We start from the raw sequence: 15,067 nt of genomic DNA, 5'->3' as shown, positions 1-15,067 counted from the left end.
GGTGTGGAGCGGTGTGCGGGGCGGGGCGCGACGTCCGCCCGTTGACTTCCCAGGTGCGCGGCCGTGCTCGCGGGTCCGGGGGCACTCGCCGACTCGAGGTCCGTTCTCCTCCGGCTCCTGCTCCGTTCTCCTCCGGCTCCCGCGACTGTCCAGGAGTCGTCGCACCCGAGCTCGAGTGCGACGACTCCTGCGCACTCGGCGACGACCGCTGAGACGGGCCCGGCGGCTCCACGACCATGCGGAAGCGGCCGTACTGGAGCGCGAGTACGGCGACTTCGGAGGAGTGGCGACCGGCGCGAGTCTGCGGGTCCGCGAGTGCCCAAGAGTTGTCGCAGTCGACGCCGAGTGCGACGAGTTCTGCACAGTGGGGGAGGCTCCGGGGTGAGGGCTCGCGAGTGCTCAAGAGTTGTCGCAGTCGACGCCGAGTGCGACGAGTTCTGGACAGTGGGGGAGGCTCCGGGGTGAGGGCTCGCGAGTGCTCAGGAGCTGTCGCAGTCGACGCCGAGTGCGACGACTTCTGGACAGTGGGGGAGAGGCTTCGGTGTGAGGGCTCGCGAGTGCTCAGGAGTTGTCGCAGTCGCGGCCGAGTGCGACGACTTCTGGACTGTGGGCGGCGTCCGAGCGGCGTCAGGGACCCCGGCAGCACCCGTCAGGGACCGCGGCGGCACGCATCAGGGGCTCCGCGGCACGCGTCGCGCCCGGCACCCGCGACCTAGGGTGAGGGCATGCATCCGCTCGACGCCCAGGACCCGCTCGCGCACTGCCCCAAGCTGTTCGTCCGCACCCCCGAGGTCCGCTCCTACCTCGACGGCAACTCGCTCGGCCGGCCGCTGCGCGCGAGCGTCGCCCGGCTCGCGCGGTTCGCGGAGGAGGAGTGGGGCGGCCGCCTCATCCGCGGCTGGGAGGAGGGCTGGCTCGACATGCCGCTCGAGGTCGGCGACGCCCTCGGCTCCGCGGTGCTGGGAGCCGCGGCCGGCCAGACGGTCGTCGCCGACTCCACGACCGTCCTGCTCTACAAGCTCGCCCGCGCGGCGATCGCCCGCCAGGCGGAGCAGGGGCGCGACGAGATCGTCGTGGACACCGACAACTTCCCCACCGACCGGTACGTGCTGGAGGGCATCGCGGCCGAGACCGGCAGCACGCTCCGCTGGATCGACTCCGACCCCGGGAGCGGCGTCGGCCCCGACGACCTCGCCCCGGTGCTCGGCGAGCGGACGGCACTGGTGCTGCTCAGCCACGTCGCGTACCGCTCGGGGTTCCTCGCCGACGCCGCGGCGATCACCGCCCAGGCGCACGAGGCCGGCGCGCTCGTGCTCTGGGACGCCTCCCACTCCGTCGGCTCGGTGCCGCTCGAGCTCGACGCCTGGGGCGCGGACCTCGCGGTCGGCTGCTCCTACAAGTACCTGAACGGAGGCCCGGGGGCGCCCGCGTGGGCGTACGTCGCCTCCCGGCACCAGGGCTCGCTCGCGCAGCCGGTGCAGGGCTGGATGGGCGTCGCCGACATGTTCGAGATGGGACCCGGCTACCGTCCGGCCGAGGGGATGCGGCGCTTCCTCAGCGGCACCCCGCCGATCACGGGGATGCTCGCGATGCAGGACATGATCGCGCTGATCGCCTCGGTGGGCATGCCCGCGGTGCGCGCGAAATCGGAGGCGATGACGGCGTACGCGCTGGAGCTGGCCGACGCGTGGCTGGTGCCGCGCGGGGTGCGGGTGGCGACTCCGCTCGATCCCGCCCGGCGCGGCTCGCACGTGACGATCGCGCACGAGTCGTTCGCCGGCCTCGTCCCGCGGCTGCAGGCGGAGGGGATCGTGCCGGACTTCCGCCGACCCGACGGCATCCGGATCGGCCTCTCGCCGCTGTCGACCACCTTCGCCGAGCTGGAGCTGGGCATGGCGGCCGTCCGGGACGCGCTGGACTGAGCGGGCCGGGGCTCGGCGGGGCGGCTGTCCCCGGCCCCGCCCCTGCCCCTACCGCGCGTCGCGCGTCCGGCGGGTGCTCTCCTTCTGCAGGGCCTCGACGAGCTCGGCCTTCGTCATGCGCGAGCGGCCGGAGACGTCCAGGCGCTTGGCGAGGTCCATCAGGTGCGCCTTCGTGGCGTTCGCGTCCACTCCGCCCGCCGTCTCGCCCCCGGGGGAGCGGCCGTGGCCCTCGGCGCGGGAGTCGGAGGGGCCGCTCTCGGCCTTGCGCTCCCAGTGGTCGCCGACCTTCTCGTACTCGTGCTTCAGTGCGGCGAAGGCCGTGCGGTGGGCGCGCTCACCGTCGCCGTAGCTGTCGACGGCCGAGTCGTGCGCGGCCGACCAGAGCTTCTGCGCGTGCTCGTCGGAGCGCTCGATGGTGGACGGGATCTGTTCCTCGCGGGGCATGGCGGCCTCCCTCTCGTCCTCCGACGCTACGTCGGGTCGGAGGCGCCGGTCACCCCGTTGACGAGCGCTCGGCGGGCGCCTCCGTCCCCGGAGCGCACTCGGGAGGCCGCTGCCGGTGTTCTCACCGGGCCGACGCCGATGATGGGGCGATGTTCATCCCGACCAGAGCCGCCGGTCTCGAGGCGCTCGACGACTTCGTCGCCCGCGCGGGCTCCGCCTACGCTCGCGACCGCAACCACGACCTCGGACCGTCCCGGGACAACGTCTCCGGGCTCTCGCCCTACCTCCGCCACCGCCTCGTCACCGAGCGGGAGGTCGTCGCCGCGGTCCTCGCGCGGCATCGCCTGACCGCCGCGGAGAAGTTCGTCCAGGAGGTGTTCTGGCGCACCTACTGGAAGGGCTGGCTCGAGCAGAACCCGGACGTCTCACGCCGCTACCGCCGCGAGGTGGCGGACTCCTCCGCGGGTGATCCTCCGCCCGGCTACCTCGACGCGATCGGCGGACGCAGCGGTATCGACGCGATGGACGCGTGGGTGAGCGAGCTCGTCGAGACCGGGTACCTCCACAACCACACCCGCATGTGGTTCGCGAGCATCTGGATCTTCACCCTCGGACTGCCCTGGCAGCTCGGCGCCGACTTCTTCTACCGGCACCTGCTCGACGGCGACGCCGCGTCCAACACCCTGTCGTGGCGATGGGTCGCCGGCCTGCAGACTCCGGGCAAGACCTACGTCGCCTCCGCGTCCAACATCGCGCGCTACACGGAGGGGCGCTTCTCGCCGAGCGGCCTCGCCACCACGGCCCCCGCGCTGACGGAGGAGCCCTTCCCGCCGCGGGCACCGCTCGAGCAGGACGACGTCGTGGGGACAGTCGGCGCCCGCCCCGGCCTCCTGCTGCACGAGGAGGACCTCGAGGCGGAGAGCCTGCTCGCCGAGCAGCCGGGTCTGGCCGAGCGCCTCGTGGCGTGCGCCGTCGCCGGGGACGCGGGCGGGCGCTCGCCGTCCGGAGTCTCCGACGCGGTCGCCGCCTTCACCGCCGCGGCGCTCGCCGACGCCGCCGAGCGCACCTCCGACTCCAGCGGTCGGCCGGCGAGGGTGCTGGCGGACGCGCGTGCCGCGACGGTCGTCGACTGGGCGGTCTCCGAGCGGATCGACACCGTGGTCGTTCCGTACGCGCCGGTCGGGCCCGTCGGCGAGCGGGTGGAGGCGCTCCGCTCGGCTCTCGCCGACGAGGGGGTCGCGCTCGTCACCGTGCGCCGCCGCTGGGACGGTGCGGCGTGGCCGTCGGCGTCGCGGGGGTTCTTCCCGTTCCGGAAGCGGATCCCGGCGCTGGTGCGCGACCTCGTCGAGCCCGCCGACGCGACCCGCCTGTTCTGAGCGGCGTTCCGAGAGCCGCGTCCCGCGAGCTGCGTCCTGTGGGCTGCGTCCTGTGAGCTGCGTCCTGCGAGCCCCGTCCCGCGGAACCTGCCTGGTCCCGCGGGGCGGGTGCCGCTCAGCCGAGCAGGCGGTCGCGGAGGAAGTCGCTCGCGAAGCGGCCCGAGGGGTCCCACTCGGAGCGGAGGGTGCGCCACTCCTCGAGGTGCGGGTAGAGCGGCGCGATCTCGTCGGCTCCGGCGAGGAAGTGCTTGCCCCAGTGCGGCCGGGCCCCGAGCGGCAGCAGCGCGCCCTCGACGGCGGGGAGCACGGCGTCGACGCCGGCGCGGTCCTTCTTGAAGGTGAAGTGCACGCCGACGCTGTCGCGGCCTCCGGCGGGGGAGAGCCACTGGTCGTCGCCCGCCATGGTCCGCAGCTCCGTGATGAGCAGGACGTCGTCGATCCGCTCGCCGATCGCGCGCAGCGCCACGATCGCCTCGCGGACGTTCGCGCGCGGCACCATGTACTCGCTCTGGATCTCGTCGCCCGCGCTCGGCTCGCGGTCGAGGCGGAAGTGCGGCAGGCGCTCGGACCACGGTCCGACGGAGCCGCCGAACGGGTTCAGGTTGGAGTCGACACCCTCCGAGACGGCGAAGAGGCTCGCGGAGGCGGCGACCGCGCCCAGGTGCGTCGCGTCGACGTCGGCGACCGATCCCGCCGCCACCTTGGTCTTCAGCCACAGCTGCTCCACCGTCGGCGAGGACCAGTGGGTCATGAGGCTGACGCTGTAGGCGGAGGAGGTGATCGCGTCGAAGTCGTCGAGCACGCGCTCCCAGGGCAGGTCGACGAACGCGTCCTGGCGGACGTCGAAGGTCGGCTGGATGTCGAGGGTCACGCGGGTGACGATGCCGAAGGCGCCGAGGCCGACGACGACGCCCTCGAAGCCCGGCTCCCCGCGGCGGATCGTGCGCAGCGAGCCGTCGGCGGTGACGAGCTCGAGCGCCGAGACGGCGGAGGAGAGGTTCGCGTTGCGGTCGCCCGAGCCGTGGGTGCCGGTCGCGATGGCGCCGGCGACCGAGATGTGCGGGAGAGAGCCCATGTTGTGCAGGGCGTAGCCGTTGCTGTGCAGGTGTGCGGCGACGACGCCGTAGCGGGTGGCGCCGCCGACGGTGACGGTGCTCGCCTCGGCGTCGATCACGGGGTCGGAGGCGAGGCGCCCCAGGTGCAGCAGTGCGCCGGGGGTGTCGGGCAGGGAGTTGAAGGAGTGGCGGCTGCCGAGGGCGCGGACGCGCTCGTTCTCGCGGACGAGGCGCTGCACCTCCTCGACGGACTCCGGCTCGATGATGGCGGCGGCGCGGTACTCGTAGGTGCCCGCCCAGTTGCTCCGTGAGGTCATGGGTCCATTCTGCCGGGTGCTCGGGGGATTTGTTGTTGGTTGCAACGAATCGCGCGGTGGTGCACAGGGACACCGCAGGACGGAACGGCGTGGAGATTGTTCGGGGCGCACTCCGGGCCCCTGACGGGGAGGACGGCGATGACCGCGCGCAGACGACCCCGCTCCGATCTGTTCCGGGTGAGCGTGAGCCTCCTGGTCACCATCGTGGTGGTGCTGCTCGTCCTGGCGACGGGGACGCTCGCTCCGGGCGACGGGCCGTCGATGCGACGGCGACCCTCGTTCCGGTCGCTCTGCTCGGCCGGCCGCTCTGCACCGCCCTCTCCGTGGGCTGGAGCGCCACCTCCTACTCGCGCCTCGACGAGCAGGCGCTGCGAAGCGCCGCCGAGGAGGAGGCGCGCGGAGAGCGGCGCCTCCTCCCGCGGATGCTGGGGGCGACCGGGGCGACCAGCACGACGCTGTCGGCGGCGGTGCCGGCGATCGTGGTCACGGTGGCGATCGCGGTCACGATGGCGATCGCGCAGAGGACGGAGTTCCGCAGCGAGCCCCTCTCCATCGCCGCCGCCCTGCTCGCCGTCGCGAGCTCGTGGATGCTGATGGTCCTCTCGGTCGCACAGGCCTGCCTGCGCCTCGAGTCGCGGTCGCCCCGGCGGTCGCAGGTGCGGTTCGCCTTCGAGGGGGTGCCGCACTTCAGTGACGACGCGACCCTCGCGCTCCTGCTGTCCACGACGGCGGCCCCGGTCTCGGCCGAGATCCGCTCGAGAGAGGGCTGGCGCCTGGTGCGCGCGAACGTCGTCATCGCGTCCGCCTTCGACTCGGTCATCATCGCGATGACGGTGTCACTGCTGTTCGGCGGACTCGCGGCCTGAGACGGCGGGAGCGGAGCGTCCGGCGGAGCCGGGGGCGGTGGGGTCGGTGCCGTGCCGTCAGCGGCGGCCGGAGGCGTGGGCATCGAGCCGTCGGCCGGGGCCGGGCGGGGTGGGAGCGGTGCCCTCGGCGGGCGCGTCGGTGGACGGCGCATCGGTGGACGGAGCGTCGGTCGAGGTGGAGTGCAGCGGTGTGGCGCTGGAGGTCGGCGTGCTCGACGGCGTCGCGGCGAACGCGGCGGTCGAGCCGAGCGCGACGAGTCCGAGGGCGCCGACGGCGATGCCGATGGTCAGGGCGCGCTTCTTCGGACGGCGCGGCCCGAAGCTCAAGCCCTTCTCGGCGGGGGTGGTCGACTCGGTCATGGGTGTCTCCTCGTTCCGGCCCGGTGCCGACCCCGTTCGGGATCGGTTGCGGCCGGTTCCATTTCAGATTCGAAGGCGAATCTGAAGCCGGACTTAAGAACAGACCCTCCACAGCAGACGCCGGGTGCGCCCCGATCCGCGGCCCCTAGGTTCGACCACATGCCCTCCTCCGCCCGTGTGCTCCTCATCGAGGACGACGACGCCATCCGCTCCTCCGTCGAGACCGCGCTGCGCAGCGAGCGCTTCACGGTCCGCGGTCTCGTCTCCGGCGAGGACCTCGCCCGCGAGCTGAGCACCTTCGCTCCGGACCTGGTGATCCTCGACTGGATGCTCCCCGGCCCGAGCGGCATCGTGCTCGCCGAGCGGATCCGCCGCAGCAGCGACGCGGCCGTGATCATGCTCACCGCCCGCGACGCGGTCGACGACCGCCTCCGCGGCTTCGACGAGGGCGTCGACGACTACGTGGTGAAGCCGTTCGTGCTCGCCGAGCTCGTCAAGCGCGTGACCGCCGTGCTGCGCCGCCGCGGCCGCATCCCGTCCGTCGTCGAGATCGGCGACCTCGTCGTCGACCCGGAGTCGGGCCGCGCCCGCCGCGGCGGCGTCGCCCTCGACCTCACCGCGACCGAGTTCCGCCTCCTCGCCTTCCTCGCCGGGAACCGCGGCCGCACCCTCACCAAGACCCAGATCCTCACGCAGGTCTGGGGCTACGACCACGTCGACCCGAACCTCGTCGAGGTGCACCTCAGCTCCCTCCGCAAGAAGATGGAGGCGCACGGCGACCGCCTCGTGCACACCGTCCGCGGCCTCGGCTACCGGGTGGAGGCGTGAGCCGCTCCCAGCAGGGCGCCCTGCGGACCGGCTCCCTCCGCCTCCGCACCGTCCTGGCCGTGCTCGCACTGCTGGCCGTGCTGCTCCTGGCCCTCTCGGCGACGGTGCAGGCGGTGCTCGGCGAGCGCCTCCGCGACCAGATCGAGGAGCGGCTGCAGGACCGCGCCTCCGCCGCCGCCGCGCTGGTCGGCACGATCGCCGACGACGCCCTCGCCTCCCGCCTCTCGGCGCAGGGCGTCTCGGTGCGGATCACGAGCCCCGAGGGCGAGGACGTCGTGGCCGGGCCGAGCCCGGAGCAGCTGCGACTGGGCCCGGGAGCCGCCGACCAGCTCGGAGAGCCGCCGTCGCCTCCCGGCACGAGCTCCTCCTCCGGAGCCGTCGGGCCCCGAGCCGCCTCCGCCGCCGTCACCGTCGTCTCGAGCAGCGTCGCCGCCGACGACGAGCTGATCACCCTCGAGTCGACCCTCAGCGACGGCACCCGCCTCGAGCTCACCAGCGAGGCCGGATCGGTGGGCAGCACCCTCGCGCAGCTGAACGGGATCCTGCTCGCCGCGTCGGCCGTGTTCCTCGTGCTGGCCGCCCTCGCGCTGATCGTCGTGGTCCGCGCGACCCTCCGGCCCCTCGAGCGGATGACCGACGTGGCCCGCGACATCGCGCACGGCGACCGCGGGCGGCGGCTGCGCCCCTCCCGTCCGCGGACCGAGCTCGGCCGCACCGCGACCGCGTTCGACGAGATGCTCGACGACCTCGAGCAGGCCGAGCGCAGCGCCCTCGCCGCCGAGGCGACGGCCCTCGCGGCGGAGCAGCGGATGCGCGCGTTCGTCTCGGACGCCGCGCACGAGCTGCGGACGCCGGTCGCCGGCATCCAGGCCGCCGCCGACGCACTCGTCCGCGCCGACGGCGGCGAGCAGGAGCGCGAGCGCCTCTCGGTGCACGTCGTGCGGGAGTCGCTGCGCGCGGGCCGCCTCATCCAGGACATGCTGCTGATGGCGCGGCTGGACGAGGGCCTGGCTGTGGAGTCGCGTCCGTTGGACCCCGCGGGCGTCGCCGAGGCCGCGATCGAGCGCCAGGAGCTGCGCCGCCCGCGCCTCGCGATCGACCTGCACCGGCCCGCCGAGCCGCTCCTGGTCAGCGCCGACGCCGACCGGCTGGCCCAGGTGCTCGGCAACCTCCTCGAGAACGGCGCCCGCTTCGCCCGCTCCCGGATCGACGTCGCCGTCGAGGCGGCCGCCGACTCCGTCACGATCACCGTCGACGACGACGGCCCCGGCATCGCCGAGGCCGACCGCGAGCGCGTCTTCGACCGCCTCGTCCGCCTCGACGACGCCCGCAACCGCGCCGACGGCGGCTCGGGCCTCGGCCTGCCGATCGCGCGCGGGCTGGCCCGGGCCCTCGGCGGCGACCTCGTGGCGGAGGCGGGGCCCGTCGGCGCCCGCTTCCGGGTGACGCTGCCTCGCGCGGGGTGACGCCGTCCCGCTCCCCCTAGGCTCGACGGGCGCGCGGGCCCCGCTCCGCCGGGACGGCAGGAGTGGCTCCATGGACAGGGACGACGCGGAGCAGCGTGTCCGGCAGGCCCGCGACGAGGCCCCGAGGTTCGGGAGCGGTCCCCTGCTCGCCACCTTCACCGTCCGGCACCGCCGCGGACTCGACGTCGCCTTCGTGCTCGACGGCGCCGACGGCGACTTCCAGATCGGAATGGGCGCCGCGTCCGACGACTTCCGGAGCGTCCTCACCGTCGGGGTCGACCGCGAGGACGGCCGCATCCGCGGCGTCTCCAGCTGGACCGTCGACGGCCGCGAGAGCCGCGTGCCCGTGCGGATCCTGCACTGCTCCGCCACCGTGATCATCGTGGAGGCCGCTCCCCTCCCCCTCGACCGGCGCCCGTCCTCGCTCAAGTGCTGGTCCTTCCTCCGCCGTGCCTCCGCCGACCACCACTCCGACGTGCTCGGCTTCGTGTCCCCCGACCTGGCCGACCTCCCCCCGGTCCGACTCCTCACCGATCCGCGGGCGCGGCGCGGGCGCTGAGCCGGCCTCCCGCGCGAGGCGGCGGATCCCGCCCGACCCGCAGGCGCCGGTGCGATCATGCGCTGACGCGACCCGCCCGGAGGTCCGCCCGACCCGGAGGAGCGCCCGTGACGCAGGAGGTGCAGTCGTCCCGGCTGCGGTCGCTCGGGAGCGAGGCGTTCTTCGGGGCGACGGTGGTCGTCGCGGCGGCGTGGTCGGGTGCCCGGGCGTTCCAGCTCTACGGAGGGTGGGGCGTGGTGCTCGCGGTGGCCGCGGTGATCGTCGCGGTGCTCTGCTTCGGGCTCCGGCGGCGCGTCGAGGAGCGGTGGTCCCGGCCGAGGCTCGAGAGGCTGCGAGCCGAGCATCCGGACGGCGGCGTCACCGCGGTGCTGAACACTCCGGAGACGCTGGCCTCGCTGCGGACGCTCGCGGTCGCCGGAGCCGCGGTCGACCTCCCGGCGCTGCGCGCGGCGAAGCCGGACCCCGTGCTGCTGGCCGTCGTCACCGCGAGGGCGCTCTCGCTGTTCCGCGCCGACGCGGACCTCTCGCCGATCGCGTTCCTGCCCCTCACCGCCGGGGACGCCCCCGAGTCGGTGACGGGCTACCACCACGGTCACGCGCTCACGGCTCCCGTTCTCACGGTCCGGCAGCAGGGGACGGAGCAGCGGCTCGCCCTCTTCCCCGCCGACGGCGCGCGGACGATCACCGGTGTCCTCGGCCGCTGAGCGAGGCCCGCTGCGCATCGCCGGGAGTCTCCGCCCCGCGGCGGATCCGGCAGCGCCGAGCCGCGCGTAGCGTCGGGCGATGGACATGTCACTGCTCGGCACCAGCGTGATCGCCGCCCTGTGCGGGGCCGCGTATCTCGGAATCGCGATCCTCGCGGTCGCGCAGGTCCTCCGCTCCGGCCTCGATCCCCTGAGGAAGGGCCTGTGGACGATCGCCGTCGTGGTGGCGCCCTTCCTGGGGTCGATGGCGTGGTTCCTCGTCGGGCGGCCCGGAGCGCGAGCCTGAGACGCGGCTCAGCCCGCACCCATGCCTCCGATCACCGATCGCGCAAGCACCTGCTCGCGGGGCGCCCGCACGTCAGCATGAGCGGGATGGACACGATCGAGGAGGCGGGCGCCTGGGCGCGCGCTCTGGTGCGCCGCGAGTTCGGCGTCGGCCTCGTCGACCTGGAGCCCGTCGTCGGCGGACTCGACCACGGAGCGCGCGTCTGGTGCGCGGCCGACGGCTCCGGGGCGCTCTGGAGCGTCAAGGCGTCGGCCCGCGACGGGCGCTTCGGACTCGCGCTCTCGGCGTCGCTGGGAGAGGCGGGGGTGCCGGGCGTCGCGGCGCCGCACCGCGCCTCCGACGGGCGCCCCTGGGCGGAGGACCGGGGGCTGCGGGTCTCGGTCGCGCCGTGGATCCTCGGCGAGGACGCCGTCGACTCCGGCGAGGACGCCCTCGACTGGGAGGGGTTCGGCGCGGTCCTGCGCCGACGCGGCCATCCAGCAGGCGACCAGCTGATGACCGCCACCACCCTCCGCGGCCGGGCGGGCTCCTCCGCCCGGCCGCGGTCGGCCCGCAGGCGCGAGGCCCTCGCCGGCTTCGGCTTCGTCGGCCCGAACCTGCTCCTGATGGCGCTGTTCCTGTTCGTGCCGATCCTCTGGGCGATCCAGCTCTCGTTCCAGGAGTCGCGCGGCTTCGGCACGCCCGAGTGGGTCGGCTTCGCGAACTACCTGCGGATGGGCGCCGACCCGGTGTTCTGGCAGAGCCTGGGCAACACCCTCCTCTTCACCGCGGTCACCGTGCCGCTCGAGCTCGCCGGCGGCCTCGGCCTGGCCGTGCTGCTCAACTCCGTGCTGCCCGCGCGCGGGATCTTCCGCACGGTGATCGTGCTGCCCCTGGTGATCTCGGGCGTCGCCTCCGGGATGATCGCGGTCACGATCTTCAGCGAGTCCTCGGGCATCGTGAACAAGGTGCTGAGCTCGCTGGGCGCCTCGCCGGTCGCGTGGCAGTCGGACGGCTCCGCGGCGATGATCTCGGTGATGCTGACCGCGGTGTGGCTGCGGATCGGCTTCAACATGGTCATCTACCTGGCGGGCCTGCAGAGCGTCTCGCCCGAGCTCTACGAGGCCGCGCGGATCGATGGAGCGACGCGCTGGCAGCAGTTCCGCGCACTGACGGTGCCGCTGGTCGGCCCGTCCACCTTCTTCCTGCTGATCATGAACGTGATCGCCTCGTTCCAGGTCTTCGACATCGTCTTCGTGATGACGGGCGGCGGCCCCGGCTTCTCCACGTCGGTGCTCGGCACCTACGCGTACCGCAACGGCTTCCAGGTCCGAGAGCAGGGCTACGGCGCCGCGCTCGGCGTCGTCATCCTGATGGTCTCCCTCGCCTTCACCTACCTGCAGTGGCACACGAGCCGCACGCGTGACCTCGTCGACTAGGAGCCCTCATGTCGTCCTCCACCGTCACCACGCCCGCCGCGGTCGCCGCGGCCACCGCCCGCGAGACCCCGCGCCGGCGTCCCTCCCGCCGCGACGGCTCCCGCTCCGGACTCGTCGTCCGCCTCGTCGTCGCGATCGTCGCCTCGGCGGTCGTGTTCTTCCCGCTGTACTGGATGCTCGTCATCGCCTTCTCGCCGCGCGGCGAGGTGTTCGCGCCCGGCCCGCCCCGCTTCTGGCCGAGCGAGATCTCGTTCGAGAACTTCGCGACGGTGTTCGCGCGCTTCCCCGTGGGCGAGTGGTTCGTCAACTCGGTCGTGATCGGGGTGTTCGTCACGGTGTTCACCGTCGTGGTGAACCTGCTGGCCGGCTGGGGCTTCGCGCGGCTGCGCTTCCCGGGGCGGAACCTGCTGTTCCTGCTCGCACTGGCCACGATGATGATCCCGGTGCAGGCGATCATGGTCGCGCAGTTCAAGCTCGTGACCGGACTGCAGATCTACGGCACCTACTGGTCGGTGATCCTGCCCGGAGCAGCGGCGGCCTTCGGGATCTTCCTCGCCCGGCAGTTCTTCCTCTCCATCCCGGAGGAGCTGATCGAGGCGGCGCGGATCGACGGGGCCGGCCACCTGCGGGTGTTCCTGCAGATCGTGCTGCCGCTCTCGAAGCCGCTGATCGCCGTCCTGATCCTGCTGACTCTGCTCGGCAGCTGGAACGACTTCGCCTGGCCGCTGATCGCTCTGAAGGACAACGAGCTGTTCACGCTGCCGATCGGCCTGCTCTACCTCAAGGGCCAGTCGACGCCGGACTACAGCGCGAGCATGGCGCTGGCGCTGGTGTCGGTGCTGCCGATGGTGCTGCTGTTCCTGTGCTTCCAGCGCTACTTCGTGCAGGGGTTCGCGCGCAGCGGCATCCGGTGAGGTCGGGCGGCGGCACGGGTGGCGGCACGGGTGGCGGCACGGGCGGCGTGGAGCGGTCGCCGCGGCGGGGCGCTCCTGACCGGACGGGGCAGGAGAGGACAGGGCAGGGCAGGAGAGGACAGGGCACGGGTGGCGTGGAGCGGTCGCCGCGGCGGGACGCTCCTGACCGGACGGGGCAGGAGAGGACAGGGCAGGGCAGGAGAGGACCGACGGACGCGGCGGGCGGCGGAGAGCGTGAACCACGTGGAGCTCGTCCGGTCGTGATCTTCCGAGTTCGACGGCTCTCCTGCGTGGCGGGGGCGTCCGCCAGCCGGAGCGGGACGGGAGCGGACCGGGACGGAGCGGACCGGGACGGAGGGGCGGACCGGGACGCGGGCGGACCGGGACGCGCTGGCCGACGCCCCGAAGCGCCGAAGCACCACGGGACACGGGGCTCGAGGCTCGGAGCTCCGGGACACGGGGCTCGGAGCTCGGGGCTCGGGGCTCGGGGCTCGGAACTCGAGGCTCGACGAAGCGCGAACGTGCCGACGGACCTCGCGGCGCCGGAGGTGCGAGAGCGCGAGGGCGCCTGGGCGTGTCCAGGCACGGCGATGCACCGCCTCGCGGCCGACGGAGTGTCGGATCGCCCGGCAGGTCGGGCTGCGGATCAGAACGGCGGAGACGCGTCCACGAACCGCGGCCGCGTCGGCGACAGCAGCGATGGCGACGGTCGAGGTGACGACGGTCGCGATGACCTCAGCTGCGATGACGAGGATCGTGGTGACAGCGGGTGCGGCTGCTGCTCCGGCTGCGGCTCCGGCTCCGGTTCTTGCGCCGACTGCGGCGTCGGTCGTCGCGTGGGCGGCAGCGGAGCCCCGGGCAGCGCCCGCGGTCGGTCGGTGATCCGACGGCCGGTGGGGGTCGTCCAGACGACGGTGCCGTCCGGATGGAGGGCGTAGGTCCAGCGGTCGCCGTGGCGGACGTGGTGGTGCGCGACGCAGAGCGAGGCCAGGTTGCCGAGGGCGGTCTCGCCTCCGTTCCGCCACTCGAGGGTGTGGTCGGCCTCGGCCGTCGAGGACGAGCGGGTGCAGCCGGGGAACCGGCAGGTCCGGTCGCGCAGCTGCAGCTGGAGGCGCATCCGAGGGGGCGGGACGCGGAGGGTCCTGCCGACCGACGTCACCACTCCCGTGTCCGGATCGGTCAGCACCCGCGTGAAGGTGGCCGCCGTGCGCACGAGCTCCCGGGCGACGTCGGCGGGGACGAGACCGTAGCCGTCGAGTTCGGCCGGCGCGTCGTCGAGGCCGACCGCGGTGCTGGCGGCGAGGGTGAGGCGCACGTCGGCGCGGACTCCGGAGACGGAGGCGGGGCTTCGGGAGACCGAGGCGGGGATTCCGGAGACCGAGGCGGGGACTGTGCTCGATCCTTCTCCTGAGGATCCGTCTGCGGAGATGTCGCCGTCGATGAGCAGATCGACGAGTGCGTCGGCCCGCAGCTGCGCGAGCGTCCGGCCGTCGCCGAGGGAGATGTCAGCGTCTCCACCGGCGCTGCCACCCGTCTCCGCGCCGAGCACGGCACCGGCACCGGCACCAGCACCAGCACCAGCACCAGCACCAGCACCAGCACCAGCACCAGCGTCCGTCCGCGCGCCGACTGCCACCGGAGCATCGCCACGGGCACCAGCACCGCTCTGTGCAGTCGCAGTCGCACTCGCACTTGCACCTGCACCTGCACCTGCACCTGCACCGAGCCCGATCCTCGCCGCGTCCGCCCCGTCGCGGAGCGAGCGGGCGATCCGGTCGAGACGGTTGTAGGCGCCGACCGCGACCGGGGCCGGCAGCAGGGCGCAGAGCGTGGCCATGCCGTCGGCCTCGGCGCCGAGCCACACGCTGCGGTCCTCGCGGGCGCGGGCGTGGCGCTCGGTGAACGGCTGCTCGTGCAGCTCGTCGCGCAGCCGCGCCACGGTCCGGCGGAGCTGGGTGGGCGTCTGCGAGAGCGCCGCGGCGGCCGCCCGCTCGTCGAAGGACGCGCGCGACGGAGCGGGGAGGGTCGCGGCGGCGGCGCAGACGACCTCGCCGGCCTCCCAGAGGATCCGGGCCTCGGCCAGGAGGGTGCGGGTCGCCGGGAGGTCCTCGATGAGGAGCCGAGCGTGCTCGAGACGCCGAGACGCCACGCGCTCCGACATCCCGAGCGCCGTCGCGAACTCGGCTCGGATCGAGCGCTCCACGAGGTCTCCCGCCTCGCTCCGGGAGAGACGACTCCCCCGCGCGAACGACTCCGGCACGAGCAGCGCCGCCCGGTACGCCGTGTGCAGGGCGACGGCCCCCGCGAGCAGCACCGGTGCCGAGGAGCGGGCGAGCCCCGCCGCGAGACCGGCGAGCGCGCGCACCGCGTCGAGCGTCTGCGCCGTCTCGCCCGCGCGCACCGCCTCGACCGCCTGCGCCGCGTCACCCGAACTTCTCATACGTGTATTGAATCAGCGACCACCGACATCGGGCCGGGGCCCGTGACCAGGATCGGGACAACGGAGCCGGTACCCCGCCTGTGGAGGGACGAACCGCCGGCGAGCGCGGGCT

Annotated in this window: 14 protein-coding genes; 10 read left to right on the top strand and 4 right to left on the bottom strand. The window is 73.9% G+C overall.

The genetic code is table 11. From position 1 onward, the window contains the following. The first annotated feature begins 725 nt into the window (after nt 1–725). On the top strand, nt 726–1,922 hold the full coding sequence (locus C5C55_RS16095; RefSeq protein ID WP_104234612.1) for a kynureninase: 1,197 nt from the start codon (nt 726–728) through the stop codon (nt 1,920–1,922). A gap of 48 nt (nt 1,923–1,970) precedes the next feature. On the opposite strand, the gene C5C55_RS16090 is transcribed toward C5C55_RS16095, so the two are convergent. Further along, nucleotides 1,971–2,366 (bottom strand): ChaB family protein, encoded by a 396-nt coding sequence (locus C5C55_RS16090; RefSeq protein ID WP_104225169.1) that lies wholly within the window; start codon nt 2,364–2,366, stop codon nt 1,971–1,973. A 149-nt stretch (nt 2,367–2,515) separates the two neighbouring features. Between C5C55_RS16090 and C5C55_RS16085 the strand changes: the two genes are divergently transcribed. Continuing rightward, nucleotides 2,516–3,742 (top strand): FAD-binding domain-containing protein, encoded by a 1,227-nt coding sequence (locus tag C5C55_RS16085; RefSeq protein ID WP_104234611.1) that lies wholly within the window; start codon nt 2,516–2,518, stop codon nt 3,740–3,742. 115 nt (nt 3,743–3,857) lie between these two features. Here the strand turns inward: C5C55_RS16085 and C5C55_RS16080 are convergent, their stop codons facing one another. Beyond that, on the bottom strand, nt 3,858–5,114 hold the full coding sequence (locus C5C55_RS16080; protein WP_104234610.1) for an FAD-binding protein: 1,257 nt from the start codon (nt 5,112–5,114) through the stop codon (nt 3,858–3,860). On the opposite strand from C5C55_RS16080, the gene C5C55_RS16690 reads away from it, so the two are divergent. Continuing rightward, on the top strand, nt 5,105–5,980 hold the full coding sequence (locus tag C5C55_RS16690) for a DUF1345 domain-containing protein (RefSeq protein ID WP_104234609.1): 876 nt from the start codon (nt 5,105–5,107) through the stop codon (nt 5,978–5,980). The genes C5C55_RS16080 and C5C55_RS16690 overlap by 10 nt on opposite strands. Before the next feature lie 57 nt (nt 5,981–6,037). Here the strand turns inward: C5C55_RS16690 and C5C55_RS16070 are convergent, their stop codons facing one another. Then, nucleotides 6,038–6,340 (bottom strand): hypothetical protein, encoded by a 303-nt coding sequence (locus tag C5C55_RS16070; RefSeq protein WP_104234608.1) that lies wholly within the window; start codon nt 6,338–6,340, stop codon nt 6,038–6,040. 159 nt (nt 6,341–6,499) lie between these two features. Between C5C55_RS16070 and C5C55_RS16065 the strand changes: the two genes are divergently transcribed. The 7 genes from C5C55_RS16065 to C5C55_RS16035 all read left to right on the top strand — a co-directional run bounded on the left by C5C55_RS16065 (nt 6,500) and on the right by C5C55_RS16035 (nt 12,515). Then, entirely contained in the window at nt 6,500–7,168 is a 669-nt protein-coding gene (locus tag C5C55_RS16065) for a response regulator transcription factor (protein ID WP_104225192.1), read from the top strand. Beyond that, nucleotides 7,165–8,634 carry a cell wall metabolism sensor histidine kinase WalK gene (locus C5C55_RS16060; protein ID WP_104234607.1) on the top strand — a complete coding sequence of 490 codons (1,470 nt, stop codon included), beginning with the start codon at nt 7,165–7,167 and terminating at the stop codon, nt 8,632–8,634. The genes C5C55_RS16065 and C5C55_RS16060 overlap by 4 nt, the downstream gene beginning before the upstream one ends. Before the next feature lie 70 nt (nt 8,635–8,704). Further along, nucleotides 8,705–9,193: a hypothetical protein gene (locus C5C55_RS16055; protein ID WP_104234606.1), complete on the top strand. Its 489-nt coding sequence runs from the start codon at nt 8,705–8,707 to the stop codon at nt 9,191–9,193. Nucleotides 9,194–9,300: 107 nt separating this feature from the next. After that, on the top strand, nt 9,301–9,897 hold the full coding sequence (locus C5C55_RS16050) for a hypothetical protein (protein ID WP_104234605.1): 597 nt from the start codon (nt 9,301–9,303) through the stop codon (nt 9,895–9,897). Between the two features lie 79 nt (nt 9,898–9,976). Beyond that, complete coding sequence (locus C5C55_RS16045; protein WP_104234604.1) at nt 9,977–10,183, top strand: PLD nuclease N-terminal domain-containing protein; 207 nt, start codon at nt 9,977–9,979, stop codon at nt 10,181–10,183. A gap of 86 nt (nt 10,184–10,269) precedes the next feature. Beyond that, nucleotides 10,270–11,601, top strand: a complete 1,332-nt coding sequence (locus C5C55_RS16040) for a carbohydrate ABC transporter permease (protein WP_258072574.1) — start codon at nt 10,270–10,272, stop codon at nt 11,599–11,601. Nucleotides 11,602–11,609: 8 nt separating this feature from the next. After that, nucleotides 11,610–12,515 carry a carbohydrate ABC transporter permease gene (locus C5C55_RS16035; RefSeq protein ID WP_104234603.1) on the top strand — a complete coding sequence of 302 codons (906 nt, stop codon included), beginning with the start codon at nt 11,610–11,612 and terminating at the stop codon, nt 12,513–12,515. 646 nt (nt 12,516–13,161) lie between these two features. Here C5C55_RS16035 and C5C55_RS16030 read toward each other — a convergent pair. Further along, nucleotides 13,162–14,955: an HNH endonuclease signature motif containing protein gene (locus C5C55_RS16030; RefSeq protein ID WP_104234602.1), complete on the bottom strand. Its 1,794-nt coding sequence runs from the start codon at nt 14,953–14,955 to the stop codon at nt 13,162–13,164. Between the last annotated feature and the right edge of the window lie 112 nt (nt 14,956–15,067).

Origin of the sequence: Rathayibacter sp. AY1C2 (genome assembly GCF_002931195.1) — a bacterium.
Taxonomy (GTDB): Bacteria; Actinomycetota; Actinomycetes; order Actinomycetales; family Microbacteriaceae; genus Rathayibacter.
The sequence above is the reverse complement of the archived record's forward strand: the minus strand, read 5'-3'. Positions and strand labels throughout refer to the sequence as shown.

Excerpts from the sequence above, each read along its gene's own strand:
- C5C55_RS16055 (WP_104234606.1), top strand. The coding sequence starts at position 8,705 with ATGGACAGGGACGACGCGGAGCAGCGTGTCCGGCAGGCCCGCGACGAG.
- C5C55_RS16040 (WP_258072574.1), top strand. The coding sequence starts at position 10,270 with ATGGACACGATCGAGGAGGCGGGCGCCTGGGCGCGCGCTCTGGTGCGC.
- C5C55_RS16070 (WP_104234608.1), bottom strand. The coding sequence starts at position 6,340 with ATGACCGAGTCGACCACCCCCGCCGAGAAGGGCTTGAGCTTCGGGCCG.
- C5C55_RS16045 (WP_104234604.1), top strand. The coding sequence starts at position 9,977 with ATGGACATGTCACTGCTCGGCACCAGCGTGATCGCCGCCCTGTGCGGG.
- C5C55_RS16035 (WP_104234603.1), top strand. The coding sequence starts at position 11,610 with ATGTCGTCCTCCACCGTCACCACGCCCGCCGCGGTCGCCGCGGCCACC.
- C5C55_RS16080 (WP_104234610.1), bottom strand. The coding sequence starts at position 5,114 with ATGACCTCACGGAGCAACTGGGCGGGCACCTACGAGTACCGCGCCGCC.
- C5C55_RS16065 (WP_104225192.1), top strand. The coding sequence starts at position 6,500 with ATGCCCTCCTCCGCCCGTGTGCTCCTCATCGAGGACGACGACGCCATC.
- C5C55_RS16090 (WP_104225169.1), bottom strand. The coding sequence starts at position 2,366 with ATGCCCCGCGAGGAACAGATCCCGTCCACCATCGAGCGCTCCGACGAG.
- C5C55_RS16030 (WP_104234602.1), bottom strand. The coding sequence starts at position 14,955 with ATGAGAAGTTCGGGTGACGCGGCGCAGGCGGTCGAGGCGGTGCGCGCG.
- C5C55_RS16095 (WP_104234612.1), top strand. The coding sequence starts at position 726 with ATGCATCCGCTCGACGCCCAGGACCCGCTCGCGCACTGCCCCAAGCTG.
- C5C55_RS16085 (WP_104234611.1), top strand. The coding sequence starts at position 2,516 with ATGTTCATCCCGACCAGAGCCGCCGGTCTCGAGGCGCTCGACGACTTC.